This is a genomic window from Sporosarcina sp. Y1009 (assembly GCF_057669865.1).
The window spans coordinates 17,536-36,099 of sequence record NZ_JBYHFO010000001.1; the positions used below are offsets into that span (position 1 = coordinate 17,536).

18 protein-coding genes are annotated in these 18,564 nt (G+C 39.1%); 5 read left to right on the forward strand and 13 right to left on the reverse strand.

The window, feature by feature from the left end:
* Position 1: 1 nt before the first annotated feature.
* The 6 genes from pfkA to AC25Y1_RS00105 form a co-directional block, all read right to left on the reverse strand.
* On the reverse strand, positions 2-961 hold the full coding sequence (pfkA, locus tag AC25Y1_RS00080) for a 6-phosphofructokinase (protein WP_488145897.1): 960 nt from the start codon (positions 959-961) through the stop codon (positions 2-4).
* Positions 962-1,031: 70 nt separating this feature from the next.
* Positions 1,032-1,985 (reverse strand): acetyl-CoA carboxylase carboxyl transferase subunit alpha, encoded by a 954-nt coding sequence (accA, locus tag AC25Y1_RS00085; RefSeq protein WP_488145898.1) that lies wholly within the window; start codon positions 1,983-1,985, stop codon positions 1,032-1,034.
* Position 1,986: 1 nt separating this feature from the next.
* Complete coding sequence (accD, locus tag AC25Y1_RS00090; RefSeq protein ID WP_488146366.1) at positions 1,987-2,847, reverse strand: acetyl-CoA carboxylase, carboxyltransferase subunit beta; 861 nt, start codon at positions 2,845-2,847, stop codon at positions 1,987-1,989.
* A complete protein-coding gene (locus AC25Y1_RS00095; protein ID WP_488145899.1) occupies positions 2,837-3,502 on the reverse strand; it encodes a FadR/GntR family transcriptional regulator in 666 nt (221 codons plus the stop codon). The genes accD and AC25Y1_RS00095 overlap by 11 nt, the downstream gene beginning before the upstream one ends.
* 155 nt (positions 3,503-3,657) lie before the next feature.
* Entirely contained in the window at positions 3,658-6,738 is a 3,081-nt protein-coding gene (locus tag AC25Y1_RS00100; protein ID WP_488145900.1) for a DNA polymerase III subunit alpha, read from the reverse strand.
* 22 nt (positions 6,739-6,760) lie between these two features.
* Positions 6,761-7,696 carry a DHH family phosphoesterase gene (locus AC25Y1_RS00105; RefSeq protein WP_488145901.1) on the reverse strand — a complete coding sequence of 312 codons (936 nt, stop codon included), beginning with the start codon at positions 7,694-7,696 and terminating at the stop codon, positions 6,761-6,763.
* Between the two features lie 102 nt (positions 7,697-7,798).
* Between AC25Y1_RS00105 and AC25Y1_RS00110 the strand changes: the two genes are divergently transcribed.
* Positions 7,799-8,113, forward strand: a complete 315-nt coding sequence (locus AC25Y1_RS00110; protein WP_488145902.1) for a YtpI family protein — start codon at positions 7,799-7,801, stop codon at positions 8,111-8,113.
* A 49-nt stretch (positions 8,114-8,162) separates the two neighbouring features.
* Here AC25Y1_RS00110 and AC25Y1_RS00115 read toward each other — a convergent pair whose 3' ends face one another.
* Together AC25Y1_RS00115 and AC25Y1_RS00120 are read right to left on the reverse strand one after the other, a co-directional pair.
* Positions 8,163-9,470, reverse strand: a complete 1,308-nt coding sequence (locus tag AC25Y1_RS00115; protein ID WP_488145903.1) for a DRTGG domain-containing protein — start codon at positions 9,468-9,470, stop codon at positions 8,163-8,165.
* 96 nt (positions 9,471-9,566) lie between these two features.
* On the reverse strand, positions 9,567-10,247 hold the full coding sequence (locus AC25Y1_RS00120; RefSeq protein ID WP_488145904.1) for a metal-dependent hydrolase: 681 nt from the start codon (positions 10,245-10,247) through the stop codon (positions 9,567-9,569).
* A 104-nt stretch (positions 10,248-10,351) separates the two neighbouring features.
* On the opposite strand from AC25Y1_RS00120, the gene AC25Y1_RS00125 reads away from it, so the two are divergent.
* The gene (locus tag AC25Y1_RS00125; RefSeq protein WP_488145905.1) at positions 10,352-11,449 is read left to right on the forward strand and encodes a M24 family metallopeptidase; all 1,098 of its coding nucleotides are present in this window, start codon (positions 10,352-10,354) and stop codon (positions 11,447-11,449) included.
* Between the two features lie 105 nt (positions 11,450-11,554).
* Here the strand turns inward: AC25Y1_RS00125 and ald are convergent, their stop codons facing one another.
* Entirely contained in the window at positions 11,555-12,673 is a 1,119-nt protein-coding gene (gene ald / locus AC25Y1_RS00130; RefSeq protein ID WP_488145906.1) for an alanine dehydrogenase, read from the reverse strand.
* A gap of 278 nt (positions 12,674-12,951) precedes the next feature.
* Here ald and tnpA point away from each other — a divergent pair, with 278 nt between their 5' ends.
* The 3 genes from tnpA to AC25Y1_RS00145 all read left to right on the forward strand — a co-directional run bounded on the left by tnpA (position 12,952) and on the right by AC25Y1_RS00145 (position 15,173).
* Positions 12,952-13,356, forward strand: coding sequence for an IS200/IS605 family transposase (gene tnpA / locus AC25Y1_RS00135; RefSeq protein ID WP_488146367.1), 405 nt, complete (start codon positions 12,952-12,954; stop codon positions 13,354-13,356).
* An 18-nt stretch (positions 13,357-13,374) separates the two neighbouring features.
* On the forward strand, positions 13,375-14,538 hold the full coding sequence (gene tnpB / locus AC25Y1_RS00140; protein ID WP_488145907.1) for an IS200/IS605 family element RNA-guided endonuclease TnpB: 1,164 nt from the start codon (positions 13,375-13,377) through the stop codon (positions 14,536-14,538).
* A gap of 182 nt (positions 14,539-14,720) precedes the next feature.
* Positions 14,721-15,173 carry a universal stress protein gene (locus tag AC25Y1_RS00145; RefSeq protein ID WP_488145908.1) on the forward strand — a complete coding sequence of 151 codons (453 nt, stop codon included), beginning with the start codon at positions 14,721-14,723 and terminating at the stop codon, positions 15,171-15,173.
* A 57-nt stretch (positions 15,174-15,230) separates the two neighbouring features.
* On the opposite strand, the gene AC25Y1_RS00150 is transcribed toward AC25Y1_RS00145, so the two are convergent.
* From AC25Y1_RS00150 to AC25Y1_RS00165, 4 genes are read right to left on the reverse strand one after another with little or no spacing between them, the layout of a single operon-like run.
* The gene (locus tag AC25Y1_RS00150; RefSeq protein ID WP_488145909.1) at positions 15,231-16,421 is read right to left on the reverse strand and encodes an acetate kinase; all 1,191 of its coding nucleotides are present in this window, start codon (positions 16,419-16,421) and stop codon (positions 15,231-15,233) included.
* 35 nt (positions 16,422-16,456) lie between these two features.
* A complete protein-coding gene (locus tag AC25Y1_RS00155; RefSeq protein WP_488145910.1) occupies positions 16,457-17,368 on the reverse strand; it encodes a class I SAM-dependent methyltransferase in 912 nt (303 codons plus the stop codon).
* 51 nt (positions 17,369-17,419) lie between these two features.
* The gene (gene tpx, locus AC25Y1_RS00160) at positions 17,420-17,920 is read right to left on the reverse strand and encodes a thiol peroxidase (RefSeq protein ID WP_488145911.1); all 501 of its coding nucleotides are present in this window, start codon (positions 17,918-17,920) and stop codon (positions 17,420-17,422) included.
* 32 nt (positions 17,921-17,952) lie between these two features.
* Complete coding sequence (locus AC25Y1_RS00165; RefSeq protein ID WP_488145912.1) at positions 17,953-18,564, reverse strand: RDD family protein; 612 nt, start codon at positions 18,562-18,564, stop codon at positions 17,953-17,955.

Below are 18,564 nucleotides of genomic sequence, written 5' to 3' on the forward strand. Positions count from 1 at the left end.
ATTATATTGAAAGTTCCTGAGATAATTTATACATCAACATATCTGCTTTACTCTCTGCATCAAAAACATCTTCTAATTCATAGTCCACTACTTGATGCTTCTGCAAGCCTACTGCCTTGCCGCTGTCGCCTTTAAGTAAAACCTCCACTGCTCTTGCGCCGAATTGACTTGCAATGACGCGATCTCTAGCAGACGGTGAACCACCGCGTTGAATATGTCCAAGTACTGAATAACGAAAATCGATGTCAGCTGTCTCTGTCAACTTTTTTCCTAGCTCATGTGCTGACATAACACCTTCTGCAACAATAATAATACTATGCTTTTTACCTCGACCGGTTCCACTTGCCAAGCGATCAACGATTTCTTCAAGGTCATAACTTTCCTCTGGAATTAGAATCGTTTCAGCACCACCGGCAAGTCCTGCCCAAAGCGCTAAATCTCCTGCATCGCGCCCCATTACTTCAATAATAAAAGTACGTTCATGCGATGAAGCTGTGTCTCTAATTTTATCAATAGCTTCGATGACGGTGTTAAGCGCTGTATCGAAACCAATTGTAAAGTCAGTACCTTTTATATCATTGTCGATTGTTGCAGGCACACAAACACAAGGGACTCCAAGCTTTATCAATTCGAAAGCACCTCTGAAAGAACCATCGCCACCAATAATAACGAGTCCTTCAATCCCATGCTTTTGAATTTGGCCCAATGCTTTCTTTCGTCCTTCAACAGTAAGGAATTCAGGACTTCTAGCAGAGCGCAACATCGTTCCTCCACGTTGAATGATGTCTCCCACTGAACCCAATTCCATGTTCTCAATCTTACCCTCTATCAAGCCTTGATAGCCATTATAAACGCCAGCAACCTCAATACCTTCGTAAATAGATTTTCTAACAACTGCACGAACTGCCGCGTTCATGCCAGGTGCATCACCACCACTTGTCAAAACAGCAATTTTCTTCATAAACGTCACTCCAATTCGAATAAAATAAACAGTCGAATATCATAAAAACTTCATACTTGCTTAAAATAAACTACTCTCCAAATATACCAATTTTACGAAACTTTTCATACCGATGTGTAACAATATCTTCAATATCTAACGAGGACAATGTTTCTAAGGAAGCTCGCAGGACAGTACCAATGAATTCAGATTGCTCTTTCAAATCACGATGTGCGCCGCCTAGAATTTCAGGAATAATTTCATCAATAATGTCCATTTCTTTTAAATCCGGTGCCGTAATCTTCATGGCTTCAGCAGCCTGTTTCGATAAACTGGAATCTTTCCATAAGATAGAAGCCGCTCCTTCAGGAGAAATGACAGAATAGGTCGAGTGCTCTAACATGTGAATGTGGTTTGCAACACCAAGTGCTAATGCACCGCCACTTCCGCCTTCACCGATAACAATTGAAATCACAGGTACAGTTAATCCAGCCATTTCGACTAGATTCCGTGCAATTGCCTCACTTTGTCCACGTTCTTCTGCCGCTTTTCCAGGGTATGCCCCTTTCGTATCTATAAAACAAATAATTGGTCGATTGAATTTTTCAGCTTGTTTCATTAGACGGAGTGCTTTGCGATAACCTTCTGGGTGTGGCATCCCAAAGTTTCGGCGAACGTTTTCTTTCGTGTCTTTCCCTCTTTGATGGCCAATGACAGTAATTGGACGATCATCAAACGAAGCAATACCACCAACAATAGCTTCATCATCCCCATAATTACGATCTCCATGCAATTGAATAAAATCTTGGAAAAGTTGTTCGATATAATCCAATGTTGTAGGACGTTGTGGGTGCCTTGCGACCTGTACACGATCCCAAGCTTCCATATTACCATAAATATCTGCTTCAAGGTTTTTCAAACGTATTTTTAAGGTTTCAATCTCTTCAGATAAATTCACTTCTGAATCAATTGTAAATTGTTCTAGTTCACCAATCTTTTCACGGAGCCTAACGATAGGTTCTTCAAATGATAATGTTTTCCCCAATTTAGTTAGCCTCCTTTCTGTGAAGTTTTATAATATTTGATAAGACATCCTTCATAGTTGCTCTATGAACGACCGCATCTAACTGGCCATGGTCTAGTAAAAATTCTGCTGTTTGAAAGTCAACAGGCAATTTCTCTCGGACTGTTTGCTCAATTACGCGTCGTCCTGCAAATCCGATAAGTGCTTTAGGTTCTGCAATATTGATATCACCAACAGATGCAAAACTAGCAGATACACCACCAGTTGTTGGATATGTCATGATTGAAATATACAATAAACCTTGCTTTGAATGACGATTCAAAGCAACGCTAGTTTTCGCCATTTGCATAAGGGAAAGCACCCCTTCTTGCATTCTAGCACCACCGCTAGCTGTGAAAATTAACATTGGAATTTCCTTCTCAGTTGCCGTTTCAATTGCACGTGTTATTTTTTCGCCAACAACAGAACCCATGGATCCCATTCTAAAATGTGAATCCATAATCGCAACAGCTACTTCACGACCGCAAATCTTCCCTGTCCCTGTGAGCACAGCTTCATTTAATCCAGTCTTTTTAGCATCTTCCTCAACTTTTTCGGTATAAGCTGGAAAGTTCAGTGGATTTTTCGTCGTTAAGTGATCATCAATTGACACAAAGCTACCATCGTCAAAAAGAATATCTATTCGTTCTCTGGCTGTCATTCTAAAATGATGGTCACAGTTTGGACAAACTTTAAGTGCATGTATAAGTTCTTTCGTCAATGTATTCTTTTTGCATTCTGGACATTTTGTCATAATTCCCTCAGGAACGTCATTTTTAATTGGCCCAGAAGGAATTGGAGATTCATTTTGCTTACGATTTCTTTTAAACATATCACGAATCATGACTTTTTTCCCTGCTTTCTCTTTCAACTATATCAATCCATTTCTCATATGCTGTTAGCGCCGCGCCGACATTTCCTAAGCGGACTGCTTGAAGTAAATCTCTAACCAATGGGTTTTCCATTCCATTTGTCATATCATCGAATCGAACCATGCTGTATTGCTTTAATAGAAACCATATTTTCAATGATAATCGATTTTCTGTAGCGATAATTATTTCACGTATGACATCTTCTCGAAATATTTCACCATTCACTTCAATTTTCACGAGAAGGCTTTCCCAAACAGGCAAATCTCTTAATTCAGGACTTCTACTCACTTCTTTTATCGCGCTTATTTCATGAATTCTTCTTGTCTGATGCACATCAATGACTGAATCTGGTTGTTGCATAATGAAATCAGCAAGCACTTCAACAAATTGATGTTTTTGAAAATCAGCGAGGAAAGTTCCTTCACCTCGCCTAGTTTCAATCAAGCCAAGAAGTTCCAAACTGCGAAGTGCTTCTCGGATACTCGATCTTCCAACTTCTAATCGCTCAGCTAAAACTCTTTCAGAAGGTAGTTTACCGCCAGTTTTTATTCCTTCATTCCTAATAATATTACGTATTTCACGAACGATATCTAAATACATTTTTGATGTTGTTTTTTGACTTTCCAATTCAGTGCTCCTTTGGAAGTAACAAATTCGGTGGTCAGACCACTGCTGTCTTTAAGCATACAGAAAAGAATGCTGAACGTAAAGTCAAAGTTAAATATGAGAATTCGCTCTTTTCCGAGAAACACTTTGAGCTTACTGTTCAACAATAAATACCGTTATAATTTTTCTGTTTTTTGAACAAGAATTTGTGGCTTTCCTCTTCTGTGTTCCACAGTTCCTTCGACTCGAATCATAGCCATTTCTGTCAACATCGAGCTTGACTCGGCATAATTTCGCGGAAAAAAGGTACAAGAAATCGTTGAGGTTTCATCTTGAACAGAAACAAATGCCATCGCTTCTCCTTTTTTCGTCCGTATCCGCTTAATTTCTGTTATCAATCCTATTACCGTAACGTAATCCCTATCCTGTCTAGTGGCTATTGAAATGGCATTTACGTATTCACCCTGATCGTTTTTCTTGTATTGTGTTGCAGGATGTTCGGATAGATAGAAACCAAGTACTTCACGTTCAAATTCCAACATGACCATTCGTGGCATATTGCCGCCCGTCGTATATTTCGGGCTAGCAATTGAGGGAATAATTGCTGTTAGAAGATCATCACCATCATTTGGTCCTATAAACATTGCATGGGAAATTGCTGCGTCAATCGAAGCTAATAGTGTAGATCTCGTTTCTCCGAACTCATCAAAAGCGCCAGCTTTGATGAGGGGGCTGATAACTTTCTCTGTGAAAATATCGCTCCCAAGACTCGCCGCGACATCAAACATCGATTGCCACTTACGAGCATTTTTACGCACATCCTTTAAGGCCATATAAAAGTTATGCGTAATTCCTCGAATTGAGCCAAGACCCATTCGAACGGCTCCATTTTCAACCGAAAAATAATAGTCACTTTTTTTGATTGAGGGGGCCAATATTTGAATTCCATATATTTTAGCTTCTTCTATTAAATCAACAATTTTTTCGTTACTACCAATTAATGATGATAAAAGAGCTGCATAAAAGTAAGCGGGTTCATTTGCTTTTAAAAATGCCAGTCGATAAGAAATAAGCGAATAAGCTACAGCATGGCTTTTAGGGAAGCCATAATCGGCAAACTTTACGATTAACTCATAGATTGAGGCTGCATCTTGTTCGGGTATTCCTTGTTTCATCGCACTTCGGGTGAATTTACTACCCTCTTGTTGCAATACTTCACGATCTTTCTTGCTAATTGCCCTTCGTAAAAGATCCGCTTCTCCCATTGTGTAGCCTGCAAACTCTACTGCAATTTGCATAATTTGTTCCTGATAGACAATAATTCCATATGTTTCTTTTAAAATTGCTTCGAGTGATGGATGGATATATGTGATTTTTTCTTGATTATCTTTCCGCCGATTGTACAACGGAATGTTATCCATCGGACCCGGTCTATAGAGTGCGTTAATTGCAAAAATATCTTCGAAACGATTTGGTTGAATGAGTTTTAATGTGTCTCGCATACCGTCTGATTCAAATTGGAAAACCCCCGTCGTGTCTCCTCTTTTAAACACCTCAAAAGTTTTTTGATCATCGAGTGGAATCTTTTCAAAATCAATTCGGATACGTTTGTCTTGTTGGATTAGTCTTCTAATTCGATCCAACAATGTTAGATTGCGTAACCCGAGGAAATCCATTTTTAATAGTCCTTGTTCCTCAACATCCCCCATCGGCCACTGGGTAAGATAGATACCATCCCCACCTTCTTGAAGAGGTACTGTTTCAACAAGAGGTTTTGGTGACAGGACGATACCAGCAGCGTGCGTTGATGAATTACGCGGAAGCCCTTCTAAAGCAATCGCCGCATCAAACCATTTTCTGCGAAATAAATCCATCGCGATCCAATCTCGTAGTTTTACTGATTCGTCAAAAGCTTTTTCGAGCGTGATTTTCGAGCGATTTGGAATCAAACTGGATACATAAGCCATTTCCTCTGTCGAAAAACCGAAAACACGTGCGACGTTTCGAGCAGCTGCTCTTGCGGACAGTGTTCCAAAAGTTATAATTTGCGAAACATAGTTTTTCCCGTATTTTTCAGCGACATAATGGATGACTTCCATTCGACGATTATCTGCAAAATCGATATCGATATCAGGCATCGATTTTCTTTCTGGGTTTAAAAATCGTTCAAAAATAAGTCCATATTGAACTGGATCTACATCCGTGATTTTAAGTGCGAACGCTACAAGTGAACCAGCAGAAGATCCCCGACCCGGTCCAGTTAAAATATGGTTTTCAGCCGAGAATCTTATAAAATCTTCAACAATTAAAAAGTAATCAGTAAAACCCATTTCTCTAATAATAGACAATTCATAATCGAGTCTTGCTTGATAGGTTTTATCAATATGATTGAGTCGAGTCGATAAACCAGCCATGCAATGCTCGCGTAAATACTCAACTGAGTTCTGATCTGTTGGAACTGGAAAGACAGGCATAAGTGATTCTCCAGTTTTTACTTCTACACTGCAAGATTGCAGAAATGACGCTGTATTATGTAACCAATGTTCTTTCCCAGCGAACCATTGTACAAGCTCGACTTCTGTAGGCATATAAGCCAATTTGTGGTCATTTTCCTTCTGGCCGACAATATCACTCATTTTTTCGCCAGATCGTATGGCCGTTGCTACTTCATAAGTAAATGAATCTTCCGGCTGAATAAACCGCGCTTCATATACCGCTGTAATAGATATAGCTGCTGCTTCGGCAATCCGTTCAATGTCATCCTCGTCGGCATGAATTTTACCCCCTGGCCGTGAAACCCCTATAAACACGGTAGAGTCGCTGCACTTCTCCATGATTAAGCGAATGTCATCACTATTACGCGAGCCTTCCCATGAAGCATCTGTCATAGGACAAACAATACCGCAACCACCACCATATGCTTTTAGCCACTGTAACGGTAGAGCGTCAGCTTCACCAATAGAAACAGCACTACTAATCTTCATCAAATTATGGTAGCCTACTTCGTTTTGCGCGTAAATATACAATAAAACATTCCGATCTACGTCGAGATTCAATTTGACAGACAATCCAATGACTGGCTGAATTCCATGGCGTTTTAAAACTTTAGAAAATGTCCGTACGCCATATAGTTTTGAATTGACGATAGACGCAATTGTAGCCCCTCTACTTTTCAGTAGTGGGGCTAGTTCGTTTAACTTAATAATTCCTCTTAATAGGTCTGCACCCGTTACTAATTGCGGATAGACAAGTGTCACAGATTTCCCTCCGCTCAATTTTTCATCGACATAATTGTTGTAGTTTTCCGATCAAAACATCGGCTTCTTCCCATGAAAAGACCATAGCACCTGAAGCAAGTGGATGCCCTCCACCGTGAAATTCTGCTGCAAGGGTATTAATAATCGGACCTTTAGAGCGTAATCTTACCCGTATTTGTTGGTCTTCTTCGATGAATATTGCCCATGCACGAATTCCTTTTACTTCTCCTAGAGCACCACCGAGTTGTGATGTTTCTATCGGTGTAATATTAAAATGCGCCAACGTTGCGCTATCAAGCTTAACAAAAGCTGCACCATTTTCATCAATTTGAAAGTTTTGGTAAATATATCCTTGTAAATAAAGTATTTTACGATCAACTTCGTACATCCCAGCAAAAAGTTCCTCACGATCAAAATCATATTTTATCAGTTCGCTTGCCCTAGAAAATGTTTCGACTGTGGCACTAGGGAACATAAAACGACCGGTGTCGCCTACAATTCCTGCGAAAAGTAAACGAGCTGAAGCCACTGGTAATGTCCATTCTTTCTCTTTCTGTCCATACTCAAATAAGGCCATTATCATTTCTGACGTAGAGCTCGCGCTTGTGTCCACCCATTTAACATCACCATAAGGATCTACATCTGGATGATGATCAATTTTCATCAACCGTGCACCTTCTGCATAATGCTCCCCATCAATTCTTGCAGTGTTTCCAGTATCTGTAACAATTACTAGCGCATTTTCATACAGAGATTTAGTGACAGTATCTGGTATCCCTAAATAACTTAATGATTCTTCATGTTCTCCTGCTGCATATACCTCTTTACCCGGGTAGTTTTCTAAAATAAGTTCTTTCAAACCAATTTGAGATCCATACGCATCAGGATCTGGCCGGATATGGCGGTGAATAATAATTTTGTCGTACTTTTCAATTGTGTCAATGATTTGTCTTTTCATCTTAAATTCCTCCGAGCAATTTGTATTCCAGTCGCATTCCATTCCAAAAGTCGATACAATAGAAAAGAAGTCATTTTGTTAGTTACGGAAGGCAGGCTTACTATGTTAAACTACATATTAGTTTTTTTAATTACTGTTTCTATTGTCTATTATCTATATTTTAAAACAAAACAATTCCGCACCTCTAGTATGCATCCAATTCGAAAGAAAATGTATGCGAGCATGGCTGGTGCCTCTCTGGGCGGACTGCTATTATTTTTCGGCTTAAACCAAGTTGTCTTATTTGATAAACTTGTCAATTATATTGTTGCTGTTATCTTCATCGCGCTTGGTCTATATGTACTGATTATCAATTATCGTGCATACGCACACTATAAGAAGTTCGTTTTGGAAGAAGCAGAAATAAATCCATTATAATTACACATACTAATGCAGAAACTATGCATTAGTTTTTTTATTTTTAAATTTACCGTTCAAATAATTGGTACATGACCATTGCTTTCGCAACTAGTTCATCGTCAGCAAATACATCAAAGTCAACTTTAACAAATCGACGACTCATCTGAAGGATTCTCGGATTTACACGTACCACTGTTCCGAGTTGAATTGGGTGAATAAAATATAAAGAGATATTCTCTGCAATCCCTTCGCCCCGTTTTTGCATTTTTATCGCTTGATTTCCAGCTTCTGTTAAGAGAGTCATCATCGCCCCATTTGATAAAGCACCAAACTGGTTTGTCAATTGAGGAATGACTGTAAATTCAATAGCCGGTACGTCACCTTTAATCACTTTAATTTGTTTTTTTACAATGTCATCGATTGTTTCGCCTTGGTGAGGTTGCCGCTGTGCCGTTTGAAATGACCTTAAAACGTCTTCACGCGATACAATTCCTATAAACTCCCCTGCGTCATTCACAACAGGTAATAGGTCAATCCCTTCCCAAATCATACTATGCGCTGCCGCTGCGACACTTGTGTTTTCTGTAACTGTAATTGGATTATGCGTCATTACTTTTTCAATTTTTTCAACATCAGTTCTTCCAATGATATCTCTAGAAGTAACAATACCAACTAATTTACCACGAAGATTAGTCACAGGGTACCCTAAATGCCCAGACTTTTTATTGTGTTCATTAAAGTCCTTCACGGTATCTTTAACCGACAAGACGACAGTTTTAGATAATGGCGTCAGAATATCTACAGCTAGCAGGATTTCTTTTTCTATCATTTGATCATAAATTGCTCGGTTCAGCATTGTTGCAACCGTAAACGAATCATAACTTGAAGAGATAACGGGAAGTTCCAATTCATCTGCTATTTTTTTAACTTCGTCTGACGCATCAAATCCACCGGTTATTAGCACTGCAGCCCCAGCCTGTAATGCAATTTCATGGGCTTTCGCTCGATTTCCAACAATCAGGAGACTCCCAGCATCAATGTACCGCATCATATCCCCCAATTGCATGGCACCTATGACGAATTTAGTAAGCGTTTTGTGTAAACCTGTGCGACCACCCAGTACTTGTCCATCTACAATGTTTAGCACTTCTGCAAAAGTTAAACGTTCGATACTTTCTCTTTTTTTCTTTTCGATTCGAATCGTGCCAACACGTTCAATTGTATTCACTAACTTACGGTTTTCTGCCTCTTTAATCGCTCGATAAGCTGTTCCATCACTAACGGATAATTCCTTTGCCACTTGACGGACAGAAATTTTTTCCCCAACAGACAGATTTTTTATATAACTAAGTATCAGTTCATGTTTAGTCGACATTTCTTCACCTTTTCTTTAAGGGTAGCTACTGTCTATTCTACCACAAACAATAAAAAAAATGACCCGGCTACTATATAATCATAGCCGGACCAATACCTAGAGATCAATGACCTCCCCTGCTGCCATTATTTTCACTTCATGTTTTTCAACAAGTGCTTTAAAGACTTCCGGATCCTGTTCGATTGGTGGAAACGTATTAAAGTGAACAGGTATTGTCAACTTTGGATTTAATAATTCAACCGCACAAGCTGCATCTTCCGGTCCCATTGTGAAATTGTCCCCTATTGGTAAAAATGCTACATCAATCGGGTGGCGTTTACCGATCATTTCCATATCACCAAAGATCGCTGTATCCCCCGCATGGTAAATTGTTTTTCCTTCAGCAGTGAATAAAATCCCTGCAGGCATTCCTGTATAAATGAATTCGTTATCTTCTGTTTGGTAGGACGAACTATGAAACGCCTGAGTAAATTTAACCTTTCCGAAATCAAACTTTTTCGCACCTCCTATATTCATCCCGTGCGTCCGAACACCTTGTAGACCTAAGTAAATTGATAGCTCATTCGGTGCTACGACAAGCGCATCATTCGCCTTAGCGATTTCAACAGTGTCTCCGACATGGTCATTATGACCGTGTGTAAGTAAAATAACGTCAGGTTTCTCATTTTCAACAACAAGATCCGTTAACTTATTTCCATTTATAAATGGATCGATTAAAATTATTACGTCACCTGTTTTAATTTTGACAATTGAATGTCCGTGATATGAAATTTGCATTTAATTTACCTCCATTAATTCTTTCTCCTATTTCCAATTCGATACATTGTCGTAAAAACCTCTTTTTTGTTATGATTAGTCTAGAATTTAAGGAGGCTATAATTTTGACAAAAGTATCTGAAATACAAGATTTTTTACAAGAACAATCAATTGATGCTGCATTTATCACAACACCAGATAATGTTTTTTATACTTCTGGTTTTTCCAGCAATCCGCATGAAAGATTACTCGGAGTCATGCTGTTTAAAGATGCTGAACCATTTCTAATTTGTCCTTTAATGGAAGTCCCTGACGTTAAAGCGGCTGGCTGGACTCACGAAATCGTTGGTCATGTTGACACTGAGGACGCATGGGATGTTGTATTGAAAACAGTTGAAGCACGTGGGAAAACACTTACATCTGTCGCAATCGAGAAATCACATTTAACAGTTGAACGATTAGAACGTATGAGTGAATTATTCAAAGGCGCTACTTTTCACCGACTTGATGAAAAATTAAATCGCATGAGAGTGATTAAAAACGAAGAAGAACTTGCAAACTTGCGGATCGCTGCAGAATTAGCGGATTATGCAATCGAAGTTGGCTGTAATGAAATTGCAGAAGGCAAAACAGAGCTTGAAATCTTAATGGCGATCGAATTTGAGATGAAGAAAAAAGGCGTTCAAAATATGTCTTTTGAAACGATGGTACTATCTGGCCCCAAAACTGCTTCGCCACACGGGGTTCCAGGAGATCGTAAAATCCAAAAAGGTGATTTCATATTGTTCGATCTCGGTGTTGTTTACAATGGCTATTGTTCAGATATTACAAGAACTGTGTCATTCGGTGTGCCGACCGAAGCACAACGAGAAATTTATGAGACAGTTCGAAAAGCTGAACAAGCTGCGGTTGACCTGGTTCGTCCAGGCATTAAAGCTAAAGAAATCGATGATGCGGCTCGAACGATTATTGATGATGCGGGTTACGGCGAGTACTTTACACACCGAATCGGCCATGGTCTCGGTATTTCCGTTCATGAGTACCCTTCAATCACAGGTACAAATGAGATGGCGCTTGAAGAAGGTATGGTCTTTACGATTGAACCAGGAATCTACAAACAAGATGTCACAGGTGTTCGTATTGAAGATGACGTCGTAGTAACTGCAGACGGCGTAGAAGTACTTACTAAATTTCCAAAAGAGCTGAAAATTATTAACCCTTAAGAATGAAAATCAAAATTCACAAAGTACTTGAATGTATTATTATTCAAGTACTTTTTTTGTACTTTCAGTTAAATTAAAAGGCTGCCGGTTTATGGCAGCCTTTGGTTATTGGTTTAACAATGATTCTGCTGGAACATATTCAAGATCTTGTGCTTCTGCTACTGCTTTAAAAGTAATATAGCCATTATAGGTGTTTAAACCTTTTTGTAGCGCCAGATTATCTAGACAAGCTTGTCTTACGCCTTTATTCGCAATTTGCAGGGCGTATGGGATTGTGTTGTTTGTCAATCCGAGTGTTGCAGTTCTTGGGACAGCACCAGGCATATTCGCCACGGCATAGTGGACTACTCCGTGTTTAACATATGTCGGTTCATCATGTGTCGTAATCCGATCAGATGTTTCAAATATGCCGCCTTGGTCAATTGCAATATCGACAAGGACTGAACCTGGACTCATAGATTTAACCATTTCTTCAGTTACCAGCTTTGGTGCACGTGCACCGGGGATCAAAACTGCTCCGATAACGAGATCCGCTTCTTTCACAGCTTCTGCAATTGTATATGGATTTGAAACAAGTGTTTGAACAACATTTCCAAACAACTCCTCTAGCTGTCGAAGTCGCTCAGTTGACAGATCGATAACAGTTACCTGGGCACCCATACCAATCGCAACTCGCGCAGCAGTTGTACCTGCCATTCCCCCACCAATAATTGTTACTTTGGCACGGGAGACACCTGGAATTCCACCGAGTAGAATACCTTTTCCACCATTTGTTTTCTGCAGAAATTGCGAACCGATTTGAGTCGCCATTCTACCCGCAACTTCACTCATCGGTGCAAGTAACGGCAAGGTATTATTTGGAAGTTGCACGGTTTCATAGGCAATTCCTGTTACTTTTTTCTCAAGTAGTACTTTTGTCAATTCAGATTCTTGTGCAAGGTGAAAATACGTAAATATAATTTGTCCTTCTCGTAAAAAATCGAACTCGGACTTTTTCGGTTCTTTAACCTTCATAACCATATCTGTATCCCACGCTTCTTTTGCAGTGTTAACAATCGTTGCGCCCGCTTCAAGATAATCTTTATCTGTAAAACTAGACCCAAGGCCTGCATTCGTTTCAATGAATACTTCATGCCCTGCTGTTATCAATGTAAAAACACCGGCAGGCGTCATTGCAACACGGTTTTCATTATTTAATATTTCTTTTGGAACACCAATACGCATAATTATACCCTCCCTTGAAAATTCAAACAGTAATTGATGATAAGCTTAAGGACGACTGCTATTTATTTTAACAGATACTATTTATGAATGCTTGTTTAAATCGATTTTAGCCAAGATTAATTAAAATCTATCAGTCTTAGTCAAAAGAGTACCTCCACTTCAATCCGCACTTGATAAGTGGATGGGTGAATTTTGACTTGCGAAGCAACCATTTTGTTGTTTCTTATTCTTCGGTGTAATATAATCAGTCATAAGTAGTTAAAGGGGCTGGTCTCATTATAAAGTTAGACAGTAATAACCATTCAGTGTTCAGCTTGAATTATCACTTGGTTTTGGTTATTAAATACCGCAGAAAAGTATTAAATAATGAGATTTCGGATTACGCAAAAGAGATGTTTGTTTCTCTTGGGAAGAAATATCATATCACCCTTATGGAATGGAATCACGAACTGGATCATATTCATGTGTTATTTAAAACGCATCCTAAAACAGAGTTGTCTAAGTTTCTAAACGCATACAAAAGTGCCAGCTCTCGCATGATTAAGAAAGACTTCCCAAAGGTTAAGCAAGAACTATGGAAAGAATACTTCTGGTCAAAAGGATTCTGTCTACTAACAACAGGTGGGGCGACAATCGAAGTCGTTCGCGACTATATTCAAAAACAAAAAACCACAGAAACATAAGAAAAGGAGGTCATTGACATGCCTGTTATACATAAAGGGTTTGAATTTAGATTGTATCCAAGTAAAAAGCAAGAAGTCCTCATTGCAAAAACAATTGGTTGCAGTCGTTTTGTTTTCAATTACTTTCTAGCTTCATGGAACAAGGCGTATCAAACAACAGGCAAAGGCCTCTCTTATTCAAAATGTTCTAGTCAAGCAACGCTGTTAAAAAAAGAATTCGAATGGTTGAAAGAGGTTGACGCTCACGCTTTGCAGTCTTCCCTAAAGGATCTCGCAGAGAGCTTTGACCGTTTCTTTAAAAAGCAAAACCAACCACCTCGTTTTAAAAGCAAAAAGAATAATCTTCAATCTTACAGAACAAACATTGAAAAGAATAATCAGCTTCCGCATGTCAGTATCAAGGGCAATCGACTTAAACTCCCGAAGCTTGGTTGGATTCGCTTTGCGAATAGCCAAGAGATTGACGGTCGCCTGATTAATGCGACGGTTAAAAGAACACCTAGTGGTAAGTATTTTGTCTCTTTGCTTGCTGAAACAACCGTACAGCATTTCGATAAGACAGATTCTGTCGTTGGTATTGACATGGGGTTAACTACTTTTGCAACGGTGTCCGACGAAACCTTCTACGAGAATCCGAGATTCCTAAAACAGATAGAAAGAAAGCTTCAAAAGGAACAACGTATTCTTTCAAGACGAATGCATCTAGCGGTCAAGCAAAAGCGAAAGTTGTCTGAAGCAAAAAATTATCAAAAACAACGCCGTAAAGTGGCTCGAATTTACGAACGAATGGTCAATATGCGCACAGACTACTTGCATAAACTCTCTACCGTATTGGTCAAAAACCACGACTTAATTGGTATTGAGGATTTAGCGGTGTCTACTATGCTTAAGGATAAGCATTATGCTAAAGGGATTCAGGAAGTGTCCTGGTCCATCTTTAAAAGCATGTTGACTTATAAAGCTGAATGGTACGGTAAGAAGGTTGTAGCTGTCGACAGGTATTACGCGAGCAGTCAGCTTTGTTCGAATTGCGGGCATAAGCACGAAGACGTAAAAAACACCAATCTCCGCAAATGGATTTGTCCTTCTTGCGATTTTCATCACGACCGAGACTTGAATGCAGCAGTAAACATTCGCAACGAAGTATTGCGACTAACCGCAGGTACTGCGGGGTTAGCCTGATAAACAATAGACCAATAGGTCTGTAATCTCAGGAATCCACCACTTCAAGCCTTAGCTAAGTGGTGGTAGTTCAATTCGTTCACGAAGTTGTAACTTTTTGCATTAATTTCCCGAATAATAAAAGGGGTTTTATAACTCGATATAGAAGGTATACATAGAACAAGAGAATGGAGGAGTTAGTGATGACATTACAATACAACCAAATAATTGTCGCAGTTGACGGTTCAAAAGAATCTGAGTGGGCTTTTAAAAAATCTGTCGCAATTGCAGGTAGAAATAATGCTACGCTGAACCTAGTTAATATTATAGACACACGTTCTTATGCAGCTGTGGAAGCCTATGACCGTTCCATTGCAGAACGCGCACATTCTTTCGCAAGTGAGTTACTCGATGAATATAAAGTGAAAGCTTTGGCCACTGGCTTGGAAAACGTAAATATCCTCGTAGAGTACGGTTCACCAAAAACAATGATTTCAAAAGACTTAGCAAAAAAAGTGCATGCAGATTTAATCATTTGTGGTGCTACAGGTTTAAATGCAGTTGAGAGATTTTTAATCGGTAGTGTTTCAGAAAATATTGTTCGTTCCGCAAATTGTGATGTACTTGTAATTCGTACACCTGAAGAGGAACTTTAAAAATAAAGGTATGGAAAAGGGCGTAATCACCTTTTTCCATACCTTTTTCTATCTTATTTACAACCCTGCAACACGCATCGTATCACGCGCGAGCATTACTTCTTCGTTGGTTGGAATGACTAATACTTTGACCGGAGAATAAGGGTGGCTAATATAGACTTCTTCTCCGCGAATATTATTCAAATCTGGGTCGCAGTAGACACCCATGAACTCTAGACCACCCAGTACTTTTTCACGGATAACATCAGAGTTTTCACCGATACCTGCTGTAAAGATAATCGCATCGACTCCGCCCATGCGTGCTGCATAAGATCCGATATATTTGTGAATGCGGTCAGCGAAAACATCAAGCGCAAGCTGTGCACGTTGATTGCCTTTGGAGGCTTCAATTTCGATATCGCGAAGATCACTAGAAAAACCTGACAAAGCAAGCATTCCAGATTCTTTATTTAATATGTTCAGTACGTCTTCTACCGACTTTCCCGTTTGTTCCATAATATAAGGAATTAATGCAGGGTCAATATTCCCTGAACGCGTACCCATTGTTACACCTGCTAATGGTGTAAACCCCATTGAGGTATCTAATGATTTTCCACCTAAAACCGCAGCAATACTTGCACCGTTTCCAAGATGACAGGATATTAATCTAGTCGTTTCAAGTGGGCGATTTAACATTTCAGCTGCACGTTCGGTGACATATTTATGACTCGTTCCATGGAATCCATATTTACGAATACCATATTCTTTATAATACTCTTCTGGTAACGGGTAGAGAAAAGAACTTTCTGGCATAGTTTGATGAAATGCAGTATCAAATATTGCAACTGCAGGTATATGTGGTAAAGCTTTCTTGAATTCTTTAATCCCAATTAAATTTGCAGGATTATGTAGCGGCGCTAAATGGGACAACGTTTCAAGTTTTTCTAGAACTTCATCGGTTATTAAAACTGAATCGCTAAATACTTCGCCACCATGCACAACACGATGTCCGACTCCATCAATCTCGGCAAATGACTTCACAATTCCCTCTTTAATCAGTACATCTAACAGTAAGCTAACTGCCACTGAATGATTCTCAATGGGTTGTTCCATCTCTTTTTTCATAACACTGGATTTAAGTGTAAGCGTGGAATCTGTCATACCAATTCGATCAATCTGCCCCTTTGCCGTTACCACTTCAGATGGCATGTCTAAAAGTTGAAATTTTAAAGATGAACTACCAGCATTAATCGCTAGAATAATCGGCATAAGAACGCCTCCTTTATTGTGTCTGCCTTTTTAGGTTATCCTTTTTCAGCCCATTCATCAATATCTTGTAAAAAGCTTGCCATAGCATTTTTGTTCGTCATGTTAGGCACTTGCGCCAACAAAACATCGGTTACTGGCTGTTGTTCTAAAAATGGTTTCTGAAGAATTAAAATGCTCTTCTCGTGGACAACATTTTTAAACATAGTTGCTGGCAATTGAATAACTGCCCGAATAATAGCTTTTTGTTTTAAAAATGGATGTAGTTTCGCGGCTTGTTCAGATTCAAAAAGATTTGCAGGAATAACAAATATGCCATATCCTCCAGGTTTTGTATGATTCATGGACTGTTCTATGAACAAATGATGTGCAAAAGCATGTCCTTCTTCAGCCATTAACTCAAAGTTCAAAGCATTATCATCATCTGGGTAATAACCGACTGGTAAATCACTAATTGTGATATCAACTGGATCGATTAAAAGCGGACGTAGGGCATCCTGAACTAAGTAGATGACTCGATGTTCGAGTAGTTCCGCAACAACTGCAGAAAGCCTCACAAGCAATTCATCAATTTCAACTGCACTTGCAACAACTTGATTATCTACAGAATTCATCACTGAGAACAGTAAGTTTCCTGTTCCAACAGCTGGGTCGAGCAAAGTGATCGTTTCTTTATCACCAGCAAGCTTATTCACAATATGCCCGATTAATAATCCAATTGAATCAGGTGTCATTTGGTGATTTGCTTGAACATTTTCTTTCATACCTTTTAACACAGCTAATTGAATACCGCGACGTATTTCTTCTTCTAAAACTGTTTTTGTCAAATCCGGCTTCTGGCTGCCTTCTATCCATTTGTTACAAGCTTCAATAATTGCTTCTAAATAAATCATGTCGGCTTTTTGAGCGTACTGATCTAGAAACGTAAAGATACGTTCTGTATTTGTCATTTATAATCCCTCTACTTAGAAAACCCACCCGTTTCCGAGTGGGCTCATTAATTATTTTGTAGCGGCTTTAACGGCCTCTAATGCTTTCTCATAATCTGGATGATTTGTAACTTCAGATACGTATTCAACGTATGTTACTTTATCATTTTTATCGACTACGAAGATAGAACGTGCTAATAGCCTAAGTTCTTCGATACCAACACCGTATGCTTCACCAAATGAAAAATCACGGTGATCGGAAAGCATTTGTACTGCCTCAATTCCTTCTGCGCCGCACCAACGTTTTTGAGCAAATGGTAGGTCTACTGAAATGGTCAGTATACTTACGTCATCTCCGAGCGATGATGCTTCCTCATTAAATTTTCTTGTTTGTTTAGCACACACGCCAGTATCAATTGATGGAACAACACTTATGAGTCGAACTTTACCTTTGGAGTCCGAAAGTGATACTGAATTCAAATCGGTTGACAATACAGTAAAATCCGGTGCTTGATCACCTACTGAAATTTGTTTTCCAACCAATGTAACAGGATCGTTGTTAAATGTAACCATTAATAAACGCCTCCCTTTCTCCATTTATCTTACTAAATGACTGTCCCGTCATGCAACTTTTCGCTACTATTTTTTATGAATTTTGGTAAATAACTTTTCTCGAAGGCATTTTCATGAATCACATGTGTATCTGCAAAGATGTCATGTAGTGCTTCTTTATTTGGCGTAAATGCCACTAGCAAATAGGGAATGACCAAAACTTTCGATATAAACCTTCCAACAACTTCACGGAAGATAATTGTACTCCAAGTAAGTTTAGCATCATCTTTTGTTACAACTCTAAGTCCCATGATGATCTTCCCAACAGTTTGCTGCAAATACTTTGTCATTAATGCAAAGTATAGAAGTAGCACAATGAGTATTGTTGCTTTATAGGTTGTGAAGAACAAAAAAGATGGATTTTCTATAGGAAGATCAAGTACTCTAAAGATTGGTTTTATAAAAATCCCATTAATGGCGTATAGCACGATGAGATCAATCGTGTAAGCCCAAAACCTTGACCAAAATCCAGCTAATTTAGGTTGATAATTCGTATTTTCCACAAATAATTCTTTTTCCGGTGCAATTTCATTCATTGGGATTAACGGGGACTTTTCCGATCCTTCAGCAACCGGAGTTGGTTCAAACTCACTTCGTTCCGACAT